Consider the following 16098-nt stretch of genomic DNA (forward strand, 5'->3'; position numbering starts at 1 on the left):
GGATCTCGTCGCGTCAGACCCGCTTCAGGCCCCACGGATAGGGCGCGGAACCCGACAGCATGCCGGTGAGGTTCTTGCGGTAGGCCGTGCGGATGACGAACTGGCCGAGCGGGATCGTCGCCACCTCTTCCAGCGCCAGCCGGCCGAGCGTCACCGCGGCCTTGCGCTGAGCGGCGGGATCTTCCGCGAACAGCCATTCCTGCGCCAGCTCCTCGGCCTTCGGGCTGTTCCACCAGCCGAACCAGCCCTTCTCGCCCTGGCCACGCACCAGGCTCGACAACGCAGGGCTGCCCCAGCCGGGCGTCGGGCCGGTCGTATGGAAGATGCTCCACCCGCCCTTCTCCACCGGCTCGCGGCTGTTGCGGCGCTGGATCACCGTGCCCCAGTCGCTCGCCGCGAATTCGACGTTCATGCCCATCTGCTTGAGGAGCTCGTAGGTCACGTCGCCCAGCGGGCCGATGTCGGGGAAGTCGGTCGGGTTGATGATGACCACCTTCTCGCCATTGTAGCCGGACTCCTTCAGCGCGGCCTTGGCCTTGTCGAGGCTCGCCGGCATCAGGTCGGTCTGCTCGCCGTCGTAATAGGGCGTGCCGTGCCACCACAGGCTGCGGCAGACCTTCCAGGTCGACGTATCGTCGCCCTGGGTCGCCCGCATGTAGTCTTCCTGGTTGACCGCCATGCGGACGGCGGCCCTGACCTTCGGATTGTTGAAGGGCGGCTGCAGATGGTTGAGGCGCATGATCGAGCCACGCCCGGCCTTGTCGATGACCTCGCGCGTGATGTCCGCGTTCGCCGCGAGCATCGGCTGCAGGTCCGACAGCGGGCGCTCCCACCAGTCGACCTCGCCCTTGATCAGCGCGCTGGCCGCGGTCGACGGGTCGGGCATGACCTGCCATTCGATCGTCTTGAAATGCGCGACCTTGCCGCCCGCATTGCGGCTCGGCGGCTCGCTGCGGGGCTTGTAGCCGTCGAATTTCTCGTAGGTGACCTTGCTGCCCGAGACATAGCCCGAGGCGATGAACTTGTAGGGGCCGGACCCGATCATCTCGGTGACCTGCTTGGTCGCGTCGGTCAGCGCCAGCCGCTCGGGCATGATGAAGGGCGGCTGGTCGGCCTTGGAGAGGCAGTCGAGCATCAGCGGGAAGGGCCGCTTCAGCTTGATCTCGATGGTGCGGTCGTCCGGCGCGCCATAGCTCTCGACCACCCCGCCGAGCAGCTGGCCGTAGGGGTCCCGCTGCGTCCAGCGCTTGATGCTCTGCACGCAGTCCTTGGCCAGAACGGGCGAGCCGTCATGGAACTGCAGCCCGTCGCGCAGCTTGATGCGCCAGGTCTTGTTGTCGGCCGAGACCTCATGGCCTTCCGCCATCTGCGGCTGCGGCTTGGAATCGAGATCCTGCCCGTACAGCGTGTCGAAGACGAAGTAGCCGTGATTGTTGGTCACGGTCGCCGTCGTCCAGATCGGATCGAGCGAGGTCAGGTTGGCCTGAGGCACGAATTTCAGCAGATCCGGGCTGGCGCTCTGCGCGAGTGCGCTGCCGGTTGCGAAGCGGCCGAGTGCGGCGGCTGCGACCGTGCCTTTCAGGAATGTACGGCGTTTCATCAAGTCTTTCCCCTCAGTCTAGTCATTGCTGGATGTGAATCCGGCAGCGTCGAGCGCATCCGGCAGGATGCCTCGACGCCAATCATAGGGCATTGAGCTTACGCAAAGCCTATGAAGTTCGGGCTTTCGCTGATCGGGCGCGCCTTGGCGAGCTTGGCGAGGTCCGGCACTGGCCGTGCCGTCAGCGGGTCGCCCGCGAGCGCCGCTTCCAGAGCGGCCGCCACCGCCAGCACCTTGGCGTCGCCGCCGCGGGGACCGACGATCTGCAGGCCGAAGGGCATGCCGTTCCGGTCAAGCCCAACCGGCAGCGAGATCGCCGGATGCCCGACGGTCGTGACGGCATAGGCCAGCGCCAGCCAGTGGAAATAGGTCCGCGTCGGCTTGCCGTCGATCTCGGCCGGGAAGAGCTCGGTCCAGGGCCGCGGGCTCAGCGTCACGGCTGGCGAGAGGATGACGTCGTAGTGCTCGAAGAAGCTCTGCCAGCGCAGATAGGCCTGCGTCTGGAGCTGCAGCGCCCGCGTGACGTCGAGGGCGGAATAGCGCAGCCCCTCCTCGACATTGGCCCGAACGTTCGGCCCGACCATGTCCGGCGTATCACGCACCTTGTCGCGGTGGCTGGCGAGGAAGGCCACCGCGCGCAGCACTTCGAAAGCCTCGTCCGTGCCCGAGCAATCCGGCGTCGCCGCCTCGGCGGAGCCGAAGAGATGGCTGAAGGCGCCGGTCTTCTCGGCGAAGACCTCGCGGATGTGCTTCTCCGTCGGCGCGAAGCCGAAATCCGGGGTCAGCGCCACCTTGAGCGAAGCGAGGTCGATCGAGGCCGGCCGGGCGAAATCCTCCGGCCGGCGCACCGTCTGGCCGTGGATCGTCGTGGCGAGCGGGTCGCGGGCGTCATCGGAGACCATGGTCGAGAGCAGCAGGCAGAGATCCGGCACATTGCGCGCCATCGGCCCCAGCACCGGCAGCGGGCTCCAGCCGACCGCACGCTTCTCGCTCGGCACGAGGCCGGGCGTCGGGCGGAAGCCGACGATGCCGTTGAAGGCGGCCGGGTTGCGCAGCGAGCCGCCGGTGTCCGAGCCGGTGGCGATCGGCACCATATTCGTCGCCAGCACGACGCCCGATCCGCCGGAGGAGCCGGCCGCGCTCTTCGTGGGGTCGAAGGGATTGCCGGTCACGCCGTAGACGGCGTTGCGGGTGTTCGCGCCCGCGCCCCATTCCGGCGTGTTGGTCTTGCCGGCGATGATCGCCCCGGCCTTGCGCACCGAGGAGACGATCAGCTGGTCTTCCTTCGGCACGAAATCGCGATAGAGCGGGCTGCCATAGGTCGTGCGCAGGCCAGCGACGTTCTCCAGATCCTTGATGCCCACGGGCAGGCCGTGCAGCGCGCCGAGCGCATCGCCGCGCATCGTGGCCTCATCGGCGGCCGACGCTGCCTTGCGGGCCTGTTCGTCATCGCGCGCCACCATCGCGTTCACGGCCGGATCGACGGCATCCATGCGGCGGATGCAGCTTTCGAGCAGTTCTCGCGCCGAGAGCTTCTTGGCTCCGATCAGCGCGCGCGCCTCGACGGCGTTGAGATCACAGGGTTCGGTCAAGTCAGGCTCTCCATTGCGCGCGCCCCCTCGCAAACGTTATGCCGCGGAAGCCGCGGGCGCAGACTAGGGAGCGGGAGCGCCGGATGTCCATGTCCTGGTGGCGCATGGCCGCCCCCACCTGAAGAGAGGGCTCATGTACGATCCGACCGGCCGGCCCTGGCGGGAAACGAAGGAGGGCCTCGCCCTCAGCGTCAGGCTCACCCCGCGCGGCGGGCGCGATGCGCTCGAGGGCATCGAGACGCTGGCCGACGGCAGGAGCGTGCTGAAGGCGCGCGTGCGCGCTGCTCCCACCGAAGGCGAGGCGAATGCGGCCCTCATCCAGCTCCTGGCAAAGGAGCTGGGGCTTTCCCGCTCGCAGATATCGATCGCGGCCGGCGCCAGCGCGCGGCTGAAGACCGTTGCACTCAGGGGGCATGCCCAGCCCCTGATCGCTACGCTGGAAGCCCGCCTCCCCAGCTCGTGACGCCGCCCCGGCTTGACGGAAGCCGCCGTTTCCTGTTCGAGAAGGCGCATGGAAAAGCCTGCAGAGCCGTTCCCGCAGCGCCTGACGGAAGGCTATCGCACCTTCCTCGACGATCGTTTCATCCGCGAGCAGAGCCGATATGAAGAGCTCGGCGAGCACGGGCAGACGCCGAAGATCATGCTGATCGGCTGCTGCGATTCGCGTGTCTCGCCGGAGGTGATCTTCGATGCCCGGCCGGGTGAGATGTTCGTCGCGCGCAACATCGCCAATCTCGTGCCGCCCTTCCAGCCGGACGACCAGCTCCACGGCACCTCGGCGGCACTCGAATACGCAATCCAGGCTCTCAAGGTCCAGCACATCGTCGTGCTCGGCCATGGCCGCTGCGGCGGCATCCGCGCCTTCGCCGACGACAGCCAGCAGGCGCTCTCGCCGGGTGACTTCATCGGCAAGTGGATCACGCTGATCGGCCCGGCCGCGGAGCGCACCGGCGGGCGCGGCCGCAACGAGAACTTCGACGATTATCTGCAGCGTCTGGAGCTCGCCTCGATCCAGCAATCGATCGCCAATCTGCGCACCTTCCCCTGTGTCCAGATTCTCGAGAGCAAGGGCAGGCTGCATCTGCACGGCGCCTATTTCGCCGTCGCCACCGGTGTGCTGATGATCCTCGATCCGGCCACCGGCCAGTTCATCCCCGCCGTCGGCGAGATGCCCAAGCGCGTCCAGCAGATCCGCTGCTCCGAAGCGTGAGTTCCGCGCGTCATCCCGTGTCTGCGCAGCAGCATTGCGTGCGCAGCGCGTGCGGGATGACATGCCACATTCAGTCCCCGTCCGAGAGCGGATGGAGATCGCGCACCATGCTCTTCAGCCGCTCGTCGAGGACATGGGTGTAGATTTGCGTCGTCGCGATATCGGCATGGCCGAGCAGTTCCTGCACCACGCGCAAATCGGCGCCGTTCTGCAGCAGATGGCTGGCGAAGGCATGGCGCAGCACATGCGGGCTCAGCGCCGGGCCCCGTAATCCGGCCGCCCCCGCCAGGGCCTTGAGATCGCGCGCGACGGCCTGCCGCGTCAGATGCCCGCTCTCGCCATCCGAGGGAAAGAGCCAGCGGCCCAGCACGTCGCCGACCTCCTTCAGCGCCGCGAGCCAGTCCCGCGCCGCCTGCCGCGCCGCCTCGTTCAGCGGCACGAGCCGTTCCTTGTCGCCCTTGCCGCGCACGATCAGGAAGCGCTCGCGTGTCGTCGCAGCCGAGAGCGGCAGCGCGATCAGCTCCGAGACGCGCAGGCCCGTGGCATAGAGCATCTCGACGAGGCAGCGCATCCTGAGCGCCTTGAGTTGGCCGGCCTTGCTCAGCCCTTCGCGCGTGCAGGCGGCCCGCGCCTCCTCCAGCAGCCGGTCGACATCGCCGACCGAAACCACCTTGGGCAGCGGCCGGCCCTGGCGCGGGCCGGAGATCGCGGCGGAGGGATCGCTGCCGGCCAGCCCCTCCGTATAGAGGAAGCGGTGAAACTGCCGCACGGCCGAAAGCCGGCGCGCCGCCGAAGAGGCCTTCAGGCCCCGCGCCGAAAGATCGGAGAGCCAGCCGCGGATATCTTCCGCCGCCGCCGCATCCGGCGCCTTGCCGCCCAGGAATTCGAGATAGTCTGAGACATCCCGTTCATAGGCTTCGAGCGTGTTGCGCGCGGCGCCGCGCTCGGCGGCCAGCATGTCGAGGAAGGAATTCAGCCGCTGGCGCGACAGCCGGCTCATTTCGGGTGGAGCTTCTCGGGCGGCACGATCTCGATCATCTCTCGCGGCACCGGCTTGACGAAGGTGACGAGCGCGACCATCCCTCCGAAGACCAGCCCCGCGACAACGGCGACGAAAACGAGGAAACGGAACAGCGTCGGCACGTCGAATCGGTTCTCGTCAATCGCTGGGCAGGGGCGCGGCGCACCCGGTTATCCCCGATGCATGTGGGGCAGCGCAAGAGCCGGAGGCGCGGGCGCGCCAAAAGTCATGACGAAGGCATGACGCCGCCTGCGGCCGCATGCTACAGGCGTGCCGAGGAAACAACGTCATGACCGCCGCCGCCACCATCGCTTCCCCGGATATGGCCGATCTGCGCGCCGCCCTCGGCGGGCGCGCCATCGTGCTCGTCGGCATGATGGGCTCGGGCAAGAGTTCGGTCGGCCGCAGGCTCGCGAGCCGCCTCGGCCTGCCCTTCGTCGATGCCGACGCCGAGATCGAGACCGCGGCGGGCATGACCATCCCCGAGATTTTCGCGCAACGCGGCGAGGCCGAGTTCCGTGACGGCGAGCGCCGCGTCATCAGCCGCATTCTGGCCACGCGTGCGCCTCTCGTGCTGGCGACGGGCGGCGGTGCCTTCATGAACGCCGAAACGCGTCAGCGCGTGCAGGAACTCGGCATCTCGGTCTGGCTCAAGGCCGAGCCCGAGGTGCTGATGCGCCGCGTCCGCAAGCGCTCCAACCGCCCGCTGCTCCAGACGGCAGACCCGGAGGCGACGCTGCGGCGCATGCTGGGGGACAGGGAGCCCGTCTACGCGCTCGCGGACCTGACCATCCAGTCGAGCGACGAGCCTCACGAACTCGTGGTCGGTGACACCATCGCCGCATTGGCGGCTTATCTGGGCTCCCCGGTCGGAGCGAACGTGCCATGACTGTGATCCTGGACAAGAAGGCCGGCGCGCGCATCGTCGTCCCCGTCGCGCTCGAGGGCCGCGCCTACGACATCCATATCGGTCGCCACCAGCTCTGCGAGGCTGCGGCGCTGATCGCCGGCTTTGCGCCGGGCGCCAAGGCCGCCCTCGTCACCGACGAGAGCGTGGCCGCGCTCCACGGCGCCGCCTTCGAGGCCTGCCTGCAGCAGGAAGGCATCGCGGCAACGCGCATCGTCATCCCGCCGGGTGAGAGCTCCAAATCCTACGCCCGGTTCGTCGCGCTGTGCGACGCTCTCCTGGAGGCGAAGATCGAGCGCAACGACCTCGTCATCGCCTTCGGCGGCGGCGTCGTCGGAGACCTGACCGGCTTCGCGGCGGCTGTGCTGCGGCGCGGCGTGCGCTTCGTACAGGTGCCGACGACGTTGCTTGCGCAGGTCGATTCCTCAGTCGGCGGCAAGACCGGCATCAACTCTCCGCACGGCAAGAACCTGATCGGCGCCTTCCACCAGCCGGCGCTCGTCATCGCCGACACCGCGCTTCTCGACACGCTGAGCGAGCGCGAGTTCAAGGCCGGCTATGCCGAGGTGGTGAAATACGGGCTGATCGACGATCCCGGTTTCTTCGACTGGTGCGAGGCGAACTGGGGCCGCGTCATCGCCGGCGGGCCGGAGCGGGACCATGCCGTCGCCGTCTCCTGCCGGGCCAAGGCCGCCATCGTCGCCCGCGACGAGCGCGAGGAGGGCGACCGCGCGCTCCTCAACCTCGGCCACACATTCGCTCACGCGCTGGAGCGGCTGACGAATTACGATTCCACCCGCCTCGTCCATGGCGAGGCCGTCGCCATCGGGCTCGCCCTCGCCTTCCGCTTCTCGCAGCGGCTCGGCCTCTGCCCGGGGCAGGACGCCCTTCGCGTCTCGCGCCATCTCGACCATGTCGGCCTGCCGAGCCGTCTCCAGCAGGTGCCGGGCGGTCCCGGCAGCGCCGACCAGATCGTCGAGGCGATGACGCAGGACAAGAAGGTCAAGCGCGGTGTGCTGACCTTCATCCTGGCGCGCGGCATCGGCCGAAGCTTCATCGCGCCGGGCGTCGCCGCCGACGAGGTGCGCGGCTTCATCGAGACGGAACTGGCCGCCAGCGCCGCCTGAGCAGCCGTCAGGCCAGACCTGCCTTGGCGAGGAAATCCGTCGCGCGGTAGCTCGGGTCGACGCCCTCTACGATCATCGTCACGCTGCGCGCGTTCTCCGTCCGCAACGGCAGGATCTCGCGATAGCCCGGCGAGTCGTACCAGGCCCGCGCCCGCCCGCGATCCGGAAAGGCGATCACCACGAGATCGCCGGGCCACGGCCCCTCGACGATCTCCGGTGTCGCGCCATGGATCAGGAACCGGCCGTCATAAGGTTCGAGCGTCGCGTCGATGCGCCGGATGTATTCGATGATCTCCAGGCCGAGCCGGACATCCTGCAGATGGGCGATGGCGTAGGCGGTCATCCATGTCTCCTTCACGATGGCCCTGATGGGGCGTCGCGAAGGACCCTGCAGCCGCGAGCGCCGCAGGTCGATTACCTGCGGGGTTATCGTCCGCCGATAACGCTGAAATGCTCTAGGGGCTAAACACCAGCACGAGGAAGACGAAGAAGACGGCGAGATGCACCGCTCCTTCCAGCATGGTGGTGCGCGTGCCGGTGAAGGTCAGCGTCGAGAGCAGCAGCGTCATCGCCGCGATGACCATGTTCGTCGCCGACAGGCCGAGCACGACCGGCTGGCCGGTGAACACGCCGATCAGCAGCACGGCCGGCACGGTCATGCCCAGCGTCGAGGCCGCCGCGCCGAGGCACAGATTGACGGCGCGCTGCAGCTGGTTGCCGGTGATGGCACGGAGCGCCGCAATGCATTCCGGCGTGAACACCACCATCGCGATCAGGATGCCGCCGAGCGCCGCCGGCGCCCCGAGTTGGCCGATGCCGAAATCAAGGACCTTGGCCAGGCTTTTCGACAGGATGACGATCGGCAGGATGTTGGCGAGCAGCAGCCCGATGCGAGGCAGCAATTCACCCGCTGCGGGACGGGCCCGCGCGTCCTTCGCAACCGCGGCCGCCGCCGGTTTGCCGTCTTCCTCCGGCTCGCGGAAGAACATGCTGTGGCGGCCGGTCTGGAGCGCGAGGAAGGCGCCATAGAGTGCGACCGTGAAGATCGAGAAGGCGACCGCCTGGAAAGGCGTCAGTGTGCCGTCCTGCGTCGAGGTCGTGAAGTTGGGAAGGAAGAGGGGGATGACCGTGAGCGGAATGATCACCGCCAGGTACGAGGAAGCGCCCTTCAGGTTGTAGCGCTGCTGGAAGTGCCGCAGGCCGCCGATGAGGAGGCCGACGCCGACCACGCCGTTGAGCACGATCATCAGCACCGCGAACATCGTATCGCGGCCGAGCGTCGGCGCGCCGGTGGCGCCGAGCATCACGGCGCCGACCAGCGCGACCTCGATGATGACGATCGAAAGTGTCAGGATCAGCGTGCCATAGGGCTCGCCTAGTCTTTCGGCCAGTTCCTCCGCCTCATGCACCACGCCGAAGGAAGACCAGACGATGACGCCAAGCAGCCACAGGAAGAGCAGCAGCGACGGCACCGGGGCGCCCAGTTGGCCGAGCAGAGTATCGCCAAACAATAGAAATACGGCGACAGAGGCCCAAGCGCAGGCAAGGCGGAAGATCATCATGCTGAAATGGCTCTGAGAGTCGGCGGGAATGCGGCGATAGTCGCATAATCCCCCGGCCCTGTCTCGGTAAACGCCCTCCTGACCGCGGCTGGGAGGCTATTTCTTCTCAAATTGATCGAGGACGGCGGCTCCATCAGCTCCGGCGCCGCGACGCCATTCCTCGACGACACCCTTGCCGGCCTTCGCCAGCGCCTGGGCGAGATCGGGCGACACATCGGTGCGGATCACGACCTTGTTGGCTCGCATCCGGGCATAGTTTTCATCGAGCCGGGTGAGGATCGCAGACCACTGCCGCTGCTCGGTCTCCTTCGCCGCAGCGTCCACGACCTGCCTGAGGTCCGCCGGCAGCGCTTCATAGGCAGCGAGATTCACCGTCGCGATGGAGATCGGCATCGCATAGTTCACTTCGGTGAAATGCGGCAGGAAATCCCAGAGATTGCGCCCCGCACCGCCATCGCCGGAAGACAGCACGGCAACGACGGATCCGTCCTTCACCTTCGGCATGGCGTCCGCGAAGGACAGGTTGGCGGCGCTCGCCCCGGCGGCGTTCATCACCGCGGTCGAGGTGGCGTCGTAGGTCCGAATCGCAAGACCCCGCAGGCTCGCGGCCGAATCCAGGGGCGCCTTCGACCAGATGCCCGAGGCCGGCCAGGGCGTCGTGTAGAGGATCTTCTGGCCGAACGTTGCCAGCCGCTTCTCATAGACCGGCCGCGCCAGATCGGTGAGGCGGCGCGCGTCAGTGACCGACGTCGCCAGGAAGGGCAGCGAGGACAGGCCGAACAACGGGTCGACCGCGCCGAGCGCTCCCGCGAACGCATCGCCCGCGGCAACCTCGCCCTTCTGGACGGCCGCGATCATCTGGGCCGATTTGATGCCGCGCTTGGCATCGAAGCTGGGGCGGATCGTCAGGCGCCCGCCGGCCCGTTCATTGACCAGCTTGGCGAAGGTCGCGACGCCCTCACCGGGAATGGCCGTTTCCGGATATTCCGTAGGCATCTCCCAGCTCGTCTGCGCAACGACAGCACCCGCGCCGAAGACGAAGCTGGAGACGAGAAAACCGGCGGCAAGCCATCGCATGACAATTTCCCTCGATCGATTTGCCGGATGATTCCAGCAAGAGGGAATGCCCCTCGTCAATCCGCCCGCAATTTCTGAGCCAGCGGGCTCACCGCTTCCTCGGCGGTCGCAACCGGCTTGTCGCTGACCAGATACTGCGCCCGCGCCAGCGCCGCGAAGCGTCCGCCCTTGGCGACGAGCTCGTCAAAGGTGCCCATCTCCTCGACCTCGCCCTGCTCGAAGACGAGGATGCGGTCGGCATTGCGGATCGTCGCGAGGCGGTGCGCGATGACGAAGGTGGTGCGGCCCTTCATCACCTCCTCCAGTGCCTTCTGCAGCTTGACCTCGGTGGCCGCGTCGAGCGCCGAGGTCGCCTCATCGAGGATCAGGATCGGCGGATTCTTGAGCAGGGCGCGCGCAATCGAGAGCCGCTGGCGCTCGCCGCCCGAGAGCGTGCGGCCGCGCTCGCCGACCAGCGTGTCGAGCCCGTCGGGCTGGCGGGCCATCACCTCGGCCGCCTGCGCGCGCTCAAGCGCCTGCATCATTTCCGTATCGGTGGCGTCCGGCTTGCCGACCTGCAGGTTCTCGCGGATCGAGCGGGCGAAGAGCATCGGCTCCTGGAAGACGACGCCGATATTGCGCCGGAGCGACAGCAGCGAGATCTCGCGGATGTCCAGTCCGTCGACGACGATCCGCCCCGATTGCGGATCGAAGGCGCGATGCAGCAGGCCGAGCGTCGTCGACTTGCCCGAGCCGGTGGAGCCGACGACGGCGATGGTCTCGCCGGGCCTGACCGAGAAGGAGACGTCGCGCACCGCAGCGCGCTTGCCGTCATAGGAGAAGGAGACGTCCTCGAAGGCGACCGCGCCTTCGAGCCGGCCCGGGTCCTTGGCGTTGGCCGGGTCGCGCACGCTCGGCAGCGTATCCAGCACCTCGAAGAACTCGCGCATCTTCGGCGCCTGCATGAAGATGAAGTTGACGAAGCCGACGATCTGCTCGAGCCGCCCGACCAGCATGGTGGCGAAGCCCATGAAGGTGACGATCTCGCCGACCGTCGTCTGGCCATGCATCAGCAGCCAGGTGCCGACGATGAAGATCAGCAGCACGGTCAGCGTCGCCGAGGCCCGCGTCGCGACATTGGCGACGGCCCACCAGGACAGGACCGGCAGCTGCGCATTCAGCAGGTTCGTGATCGTGGAGCGCAGACCCCTGACCTCGGCTTCGATGCGGGTGAAGCTCTGGATCACCGGCACGTTGCCGAGCGCGTCAGAGGCCCGCTCGGCCAGGTTGGAGTGGTAGGTCTCGACATTGCTCTGCAGCCGGTCGGTCTTGCGCAGCACGAAGGCGGTAAGCCCGCCGAACAGCAGGACGAGGAAGATCAGCAGCAGCCCGAGCTGCCAGTTCTTCCAGACGGTGAAGGGCAGCAGCACGAACAGCGCCACGGCCGAGGCGCAATGTTCGCGGAAGAAGGAGAGCCAGAGCGCCCACATCGCGTTGGTGCCGTCGAGCATCACCTTCAGCACGCGCCCGGAATGGGTCTGCGTGTGGTAGGCGAGCGGCAGGGTGAGCGCGTGCTCGAAATAGCGCGCCATCACGGCCAGCCGCGCGCGATGCGCCAGCCTGTCGGCATGCAGCGCGACGATGACGCCCATAACGATGTTGACGAGCCCGAAGCCGACCCAGGCGAAGATCAGCAGGTTGATGCTGTCCCAGGTGAGCTTCCCACCGGAGGACTGGATCGTGGTCAGCCGGTCGATCAGCGCGCCAAACAGCATCGGCTCCGCGAAGGAGACGGCGGCCAGCAGGACGTTGGCCAGGGCCAGAAGGACGCCGAGGCGCCTTTCCGATCCGAGCTCACCGAGGACACGGGCATAGAGCGAGAGCAGAGACATTCCCGAATCCTTATCCGATCCTTCTCGCGACGCGAAGCTGTAGACTTGAAGCGACTGGCGTAAGGCTCGCTCAAGCCGCCGCACCCTATGATGACCGCGACTGCATATACGAGGCGCCCCAGTTGCGGCGGCAGCCGCACTCCAAGGTGTGTCATGGATATCGCCACCGCGATCGGCGTCATCGGCGGCATTGCCACGATCTGCACGCTGATCATCATCGATGGTGGTAATTTCGCCGCCTATTGGGACAAGCACGCGGCGATCATCATCTTCGGCGGCTCCACGGCCGCGACGATGCTGCGCTTCCCGTTCTCCGTGATCATGCACGGCCTGCCCATGGGCATCCGCTTCGCCTTCACCCTGCGCTCCATCCATCCGCGCGAGTTGATCGACGAGATCACCCGCGTCGCCGAGATCGCCCGCAAGAGCGGCCCGGTCGCGCTCGAAGGCGCCGAAGTCTCCGATCCCTTCCTGCAGCAGGGGCTGCGTTACATCGCGGACGGCTACGACAAGGACTTCATCCGCGACACGATGGAGCGGGATCGCGACAATTTCCTGCAGCGCCTCGATGAGGGCTCCAAGCTCTATCGCGCCATCGGAGACTGCGCGCCGGCCTGGGGCATGATCGGCACGATCATCGGCATGGTCGGCATGTTCGCCAACATGTCGGACCCCGCCAAGCTCGGCCCCTCCATGGCCGTCGCGCTGCTGGCCACGCTCTACGGCGCGCTCGTCGCTAACATGCTGACGCTGCCGATCGCCGACAAGCTGCACATCAAGCTCGAGGAGGAGGAAATCTCGCGCACGCTGATCATCGACGGCGTGCTGCAGATGCGCGACAACAAGAGCCCGACCCTGGTGCGCGAAATGCTGCTGGCCTATCTGCCCGATCATCATCGGGCCGAAATGGCCGAGGCGGCCTGACGGGTCCCCGGCGATGGCACGCAAAAAAGGGGGAGGCCATGGCGGTCACGGCTGGTTCGTGACCTTCGCCGATCTCATGGCGCTGCTGATGAGCTTCTTCGTCATGGTGGCGGCCTATTCGACCATGGACAAGCAGAAGCTCCAGATCGTCGCCGGCTCGATGCGCGAGGCCTTCGGCAATCAGCCCGACAACCGCCTCTCCGGCATTGTCGAGATCGACGGCATCCCGACCAAGACCCACATCAAGAACACCTATATCAAGCCGCTCGAGGACGCCTCCGACAAGACCGCGCCGAACCAGAACACCCAGAAGGAAGAGGGCCTGATCTCGGCGACGCAGGATCGCGGCTTCGCGCTTGCGGCCGCCTCGCTGCGGCAGGCCCTGCGCGAGATGCCGGAGATTGCCGATCTCTCCCGCAACATCCTGATCGAGGTCTCGGACGAGGGCCTCGACGTCCAGCTCGTCGACCAGGAGGGGCGCGCCATGTTCGCGGAGGGCTCGGCCCAGCCGAACGAGCGCATGCGCAAGGTCCTCGCCGCGGTCGCGCCGACGCTGCGGCGCATGCCCAACAAGGTGGCGATCTCCGGCCATACCGCCACGCCGCGACCGGGATCTCCGCCGGAGGGGGACCTCTGGGGCCTCTCGATCGCACGCGCCAGCTCTGTTCGCGAGATTCTCGCCAATGCCGGCGTTCCGAACGATCGGTTCGTCTCAGTCACCGGCAAGGGCAATACCGAGCCGCTGATCAAGGACAATCCCTACCTGCCCTATAACCGCCGCATCGGGATCTCTCTGAGGGCGGAGGCCTCTGCCCTGCCGACCGGGCTGAAGCCCTGAGAATCCGATAGGCGCCATTCTCGGGCGCGACCCCAGGATTTCGGAAGCCAGCGCGCTCCTCAAGAGCTTCCCGGGTCAAGCCCGAGAAGGACGGAGTGCATCCACAAGCGCCTCCGGCGTCACCTCGTCCATCGCCATCTGGAGCTTGAAGGCGCGGGTCTTCTCGCCGGGCTTCATCACGAGGATGACGGTCTCGCTGCCGGGACAGGCGGGATCGGCGCAGATGATCTCGTTGACCGCGACCGCGGCCGTCTCGCCGAGGCCGAGCAGGTCCCGCACCTGCTCCTTCAGCCGCTCGGCAGTCGCCTTCGCCGCGGCTTTCGCCTCGTTCCCCTTGCGGGCCGCAGGCCCGCCGAAGAGCCCGAAGCGCATCGCGGCTCTAGCTCGGCAGGGCGAGCACGCCGGCCGCGCCGTCCTCGGCGCCGAAGGCGAGCTGCTTGCCGGCCTTGTCCCAGGCGAAGGCGCTGATGCCGCTGCCGCGCGCGGGCGGCCGCACCAGAAGCTCCGAGCCATCGGTCAGCCGCACCATCAGGATGCAGCCATCGTCATAGCCGATGGCCAGCACCAGCGCCCCCGGGTGGAAGGCGACGCGGGTGACGCGCGCATGGCGCACGCCGCATTCGCGCGGCGCCTTGCCCTGCGGCCCGTCGCCCTGGAACGGCCAGACGATGGCGCCGTCCGCCCCGCTGGAGGCGAGCCACAGGCCGTCATGGGACCATGAGAGCGAGCGGGGCTTCGCCGGGTAGCCGGTCATCCGCATATGGCTCGGCTTGTCGCCCAGCTTCCAGCCATGCAGCGCGTTCTCCTGCATGGAGGTGACGATGAAGCGCCCGTCCGGAGACCAGGCCACATCGATATGCGAGCCCTTCCATTCAAGGAATTCCGGTTTCGCCTCGGTGTTCGGATACCAGAGCGAGACGCCGTTCATCTGGCCGATGGCGAGGCGATAGCCCTTGGGCGCGAAGACGAGGCCCTGCGGCGTGCTGGCAGCTTCGAGCGTGCGGATGCGGCCCTTCTCGTCGCGGGCCTGCACAGTCTTGCCGCTGTTCCAGGCCAGGTTGCCCGAGGCCGAGAGCGTGATCGCGTCGACCCAGCGCCGCTTCGAATCCTTGGCGATCTCGATCGGTTGGCCTTCGAAACCCGTCGCGACGACGCGCCCGTCATCACCACCGGAGATCAGTCGCTCGCTGTCGCCGACGGCGCAGAGGATGCCGCCGGCATGGGCTTCGACGAATTCCGTCGCGCCCTCGCGCCAGCGCAGCACGCGCCCGTCGGCGAGCGCGAAGACGAGCCCCTGCTTCAGCCAGTGGGCGACTACGACATGGGTCTCCGCCGCGATCGGCGTGACGTGCTCGCGCAGCGAGACGGGTTTGTCAGTGGTGTTCATGACGCGGCTTTTACGTCACGCCGCGCAGGCTTCAAACCCCTTGCGCAGCTCATTTTCGTTGAGGCTGCGCCCGATGAAGACGAGGCGGCTCTCGCGCTTCTCGTCAGGCTTCCAGTCGCGCTGGAGATCGCCGTCCAGGATCATGTGCACGCCTTGGAAGACGAAGCGGCGGGGCTCGTCCTTGAAGGCGAGGATACCCTTCGAGCGCAGGATGTTCGGCCCCTGGATCTGGGCGATGTCATTGATCCACGGCATGAACTTCTCGGGATCGACATCGCCCGGGATGGTCAGCGAGATCGAGCGCACATCCTCGGCGTGGTGATGGTGGTGCCCGGCCTCGAGAAAATCCGGCTCGATGTCGAGGATGCGGTCGAGGTCGAAGGCGTTGCGGTCCAGCAGGCTCGCGATGTCCACATTGGCGCGCTCGGCCTTGTGCAGCTTGGCATAGGGGTTGATCGCGCGGATCGCTGCCTCGACCTCGGCCAGTTCTTCAGCCGTCACCAGGTCCGTCTTGTTCAGGATGATGATGTCGGCGAAGGCGATCTGGTTCTTCGCCTCGGGCGCGTCCTTCAGCCGGTCCTTCAGCCACTTCGCGTCGGTGACGGTGACGACTGCGTCGAGACGGGTGGCGTCGCCGACATCCTGGTCGACGAAGAAGGTCTGGGCGACGGGGGCCGGATCGGCCAGGCCCGTCGTCTCGACGATGATCGCGTCGAACTTGCCCTTGCGCTTCATCAGCCCGTCGAGAATGCGGATCAGGTCTCCGCGAACGGTGCAGCAGATGCAGCCGTTGTTCATCTCGAAGATTTCCTCGTCGGCGCCGACGATGAGGTCGCCATCGATGCCCGCCTCGCCGAACTCGTTGACGATCACAGCGAATTTCTTGCCGTGGTCTTCGGTCAGGATGCGGTTGAGGAGCGTGGTCTTGCCGGCGCCCAGATAGCCGGTGAGCACCGTGACGGGGATTTTCTCGGACATGGAA

Annotated in this window: 17 protein-coding genes; 6 read left to right on the top strand and 11 right to left on the bottom strand. The window is 67.2% G+C overall.

All coding sequences use genetic code 11. The annotated features are described in order from the left end of the window. Positions 1–13: 13 nt before the first annotated feature. Both BoBH3_RS03975 and BoBH3_RS03980 read right to left on the bottom strand, forming a co-directional pair. On the bottom strand, positions 14–1600 hold the full coding sequence (locus BoBH3_RS03975; protein WP_262329439.1) for an ABC transporter substrate-binding protein: 1587 nt from the start codon (positions 1598–1600) through the stop codon (positions 14–16). A gap of 98 nt (positions 1601–1698) precedes the next feature. Beyond that, positions 1699–3192, bottom strand: coding sequence for an amidase (locus BoBH3_RS03980; protein ID WP_262329440.1), 1494 nt, complete (start codon positions 3190–3192; stop codon positions 1699–1701). 133 nt (positions 3193–3325) lie between these two features. On the opposite strand from BoBH3_RS03980, the gene BoBH3_RS03985 reads away from it, so the two are divergent. Together BoBH3_RS03985 and BoBH3_RS03990 are read left to right on the top strand one after the other, a co-directional pair. Then, positions 3326–3655: a DUF167 family protein gene (locus BoBH3_RS03985; RefSeq protein ID WP_262329441.1), complete on the top strand. Its 330-nt coding sequence runs from the start codon at positions 3326–3328 to the stop codon at positions 3653–3655. A gap of 48 nt (positions 3656–3703) precedes the next feature. Beyond that, on the top strand, positions 3704–4402 hold the full coding sequence (locus tag BoBH3_RS03990) for a carbonic anhydrase (RefSeq protein WP_262329442.1): 699 nt from the start codon (positions 3704–3706) through the stop codon (positions 4400–4402). A gap of 70 nt (positions 4403–4472) precedes the next feature. Here BoBH3_RS03990 and BoBH3_RS03995 read toward each other — a convergent pair whose 3' ends face one another. Both BoBH3_RS03995 and BoBH3_RS04000 read right to left on the bottom strand, forming a co-directional pair. Beyond that, positions 4473–5402 (bottom strand): site-specific tyrosine recombinase XerD, encoded by a 930-nt coding sequence (locus BoBH3_RS03995; RefSeq protein ID WP_262329443.1) that lies wholly within the window; start codon positions 5400–5402, stop codon positions 4473–4475. After that, on the bottom strand, positions 5399–5545 hold the full coding sequence (locus tag BoBH3_RS04000) for a histidine kinase (RefSeq protein WP_262329444.1): 147 nt from the start codon (positions 5543–5545) through the stop codon (positions 5399–5401). The genes BoBH3_RS03995 and BoBH3_RS04000 overlap by 4 nt, the downstream gene beginning before the upstream one ends. Positions 5546–5712: 167 nt before the next feature. Here BoBH3_RS04000 and BoBH3_RS04005 point away from each other — a divergent pair, with 167 nt between their 5' ends. Both BoBH3_RS04005 and aroB read left to right on the top strand, forming a co-directional pair. Beyond that, positions 5713–6312 carry a shikimate kinase gene (locus tag BoBH3_RS04005; protein WP_262329445.1) on the top strand — a complete coding sequence of 200 codons (600 nt, stop codon included), beginning with the start codon at positions 5713–5715 and terminating at the stop codon, positions 6310–6312. Further along, on the top strand, positions 6309–7457 hold the full coding sequence (gene aroB / locus BoBH3_RS04010) for a 3-dehydroquinate synthase (protein ID WP_262329446.1): 1149 nt from the start codon (positions 6309–6311) through the stop codon (positions 7455–7457). Before BoBH3_RS04005 ends, aroB begins: the two co-directional genes overlap by 4 nt. A 7-nt stretch (positions 7458–7464) precedes the next feature. On the opposite strand, the gene BoBH3_RS04015 is transcribed toward aroB, so the two are convergent. The 4 genes from BoBH3_RS04015 to BoBH3_RS04030 form a co-directional block, all read right to left on the bottom strand. Beyond that, positions 7465–7800 carry a DUF1330 domain-containing protein gene (locus BoBH3_RS04015; protein ID WP_262329447.1) on the bottom strand — a complete coding sequence of 112 codons (336 nt, stop codon included), beginning with the start codon at positions 7798–7800 and terminating at the stop codon, positions 7465–7467. Between the two features lie 112 nt (positions 7801–7912). Further along, complete coding sequence (locus BoBH3_RS04020) at positions 7913–9019, bottom strand: calcium:cation antiporter (RefSeq protein WP_262329448.1); 1107 nt, start codon at positions 9017–9019, stop codon at positions 7913–7915. Between the two features lie 96 nt (positions 9020–9115). Continuing rightward, a complete protein-coding gene (locus tag BoBH3_RS04025; protein ID WP_262329449.1) occupies positions 9116–10096 on the bottom strand; it encodes a TRAP transporter substrate-binding protein in 981 nt (326 codons plus the stop codon). A 56-nt stretch (positions 10097–10152) separates the two neighbouring features. Beyond that, on the bottom strand, positions 10153–11967 hold the full coding sequence (locus BoBH3_RS04030) for a glucan ABC transporter ATP-binding protein/ permease (RefSeq protein WP_262329450.1): 1815 nt from the start codon (positions 11965–11967) through the stop codon (positions 10153–10155). A gap of 153 nt (positions 11968–12120) precedes the next feature. On the opposite strand from BoBH3_RS04030, the gene BoBH3_RS04035 reads away from it, so the two are divergent. Further along, entirely contained in the window at positions 12121–12891 is a 771-nt protein-coding gene (locus tag BoBH3_RS04035; RefSeq protein WP_262329451.1) for a motility protein A, read from the top strand. A gap of 13 nt (positions 12892–12904) precedes the next feature. Beyond that, positions 12905–13729, top strand: a complete 825-nt coding sequence (locus BoBH3_RS04040; RefSeq protein WP_262329452.1) for an OmpA/MotB family protein — start codon at positions 12905–12907, stop codon at positions 13727–13729. A gap of 75 nt (positions 13730–13804) precedes the next feature. Here the strand turns inward: BoBH3_RS04040 and BoBH3_RS04045 are convergent, their stop codons facing one another. The 3 genes from BoBH3_RS04045 to BoBH3_RS04055 are packed head-to-tail and all read right to left on the bottom strand — an operon-like array spanning position 13805 to position 16094. Next, positions 13805–14101 carry a hypothetical protein gene (locus BoBH3_RS04045; RefSeq protein WP_262329453.1) on the bottom strand — a complete coding sequence of 99 codons (297 nt, stop codon included), beginning with the start codon at positions 14099–14101 and terminating at the stop codon, positions 13805–13807. 7 nt (positions 14102–14108) lie between these two features. After that, on the bottom strand, positions 14109–15116 hold the full coding sequence (locus BoBH3_RS04050) for a WD40 repeat domain-containing protein (RefSeq protein WP_262329454.1): 1008 nt from the start codon (positions 15114–15116) through the stop codon (positions 14109–14111). Positions 15117–15131: 15 nt separating this feature from the next. Continuing rightward, positions 15132–16094, bottom strand: coding sequence for a CobW family GTP-binding protein (locus tag BoBH3_RS04055; RefSeq protein WP_262329455.1), 963 nt, complete (start codon positions 16092–16094; stop codon positions 15132–15134). Positions 16095–16098: the final 4 nt, after the last annotated feature.

The sequence above is a fragment of the Allobosea sp. BH3 genome (assembly GCF_025499465.1).
Classification (GTDB): Bacteria; Pseudomonadota; Alphaproteobacteria; order Rhizobiales; family Beijerinckiaceae; genus Allobosea.

Excerpts from the sequence above, each read along its gene's own strand:
- BoBH3_RS03985 (WP_262329441.1), top strand. The coding sequence starts at position 3,326 with ATGTACGATCCGACCGGCCGGCCCTGGCGGGAAACGAAGGAGGGCCTC.
- aroB (WP_262329446.1), top strand. The coding sequence starts at position 6,309 with ATGACTGTGATCCTGGACAAGAAGGCCGGCGCGCGCATCGTCGTCCCC.
- BoBH3_RS03975 (WP_262329439.1), bottom strand. The coding sequence starts at position 1,600 with ATGAAACGCCGTACATTCCTGAAAGGCACGGTCGCAGCCGCCGCACTC.
- BoBH3_RS04055 (WP_262329455.1), bottom strand. The coding sequence starts at position 16,094 with ATGTCCGAGAAAATCCCCGTCACGGTGCTCACCGGCTATCTGGGCGCC.
- BoBH3_RS04005 (WP_262329445.1), top strand. The coding sequence starts at position 5,713 with ATGACCGCCGCCGCCACCATCGCTTCCCCGGATATGGCCGATCTGCGC.
- BoBH3_RS04035 (WP_262329451.1), top strand. The coding sequence starts at position 12,121 with ATGGATATCGCCACCGCGATCGGCGTCATCGGCGGCATTGCCACGATC.
- BoBH3_RS04045 (WP_262329453.1), bottom strand. The coding sequence starts at position 14,101 with ATGCGCTTCGGGCTCTTCGGCGGGCCTGCGGCCCGCAAGGGGAACGAG.
- BoBH3_RS03995 (WP_262329443.1), bottom strand. The coding sequence starts at position 5,402 with ATGAGCCGGCTGTCGCGCCAGCGGCTGAATTCCTTCCTCGACATGCTG.
- BoBH3_RS04020 (WP_262329448.1), bottom strand. The coding sequence starts at position 9,019 with ATGATGATCTTCCGCCTTGCCTGCGCTTGGGCCTCTGTCGCCGTATTT.
- BoBH3_RS04050 (WP_262329454.1), bottom strand. The coding sequence starts at position 15,116 with ATGAACACCACTGACAAACCCGTCTCGCTGCGCGAGCACGTCACGCCG.
- BoBH3_RS04025 (WP_262329449.1), bottom strand. The coding sequence starts at position 10,096 with ATGCGATGGCTTGCCGCCGGTTTTCTCGTCTCCAGCTTCGTCTTCGGC.
- BoBH3_RS04030 (WP_262329450.1), bottom strand. The coding sequence starts at position 11,967 with ATGTCTCTGCTCTCGCTCTATGCCCGTGTCCTCGGTGAGCTCGGATCG.
- BoBH3_RS04015 (WP_262329447.1), bottom strand. The coding sequence starts at position 7,800 with ATGACCGCCTACGCCATCGCCCATCTGCAGGATGTCCGGCTCGGCCTG.
- BoBH3_RS03990 (WP_262329442.1), top strand. The coding sequence starts at position 3,704 with ATGGAAAAGCCTGCAGAGCCGTTCCCGCAGCGCCTGACGGAAGGCTAT.
- BoBH3_RS04040 (WP_262329452.1), top strand. The coding sequence starts at position 12,905 with ATGGCACGCAAAAAAGGGGGAGGCCATGGCGGTCACGGCTGGTTCGTG.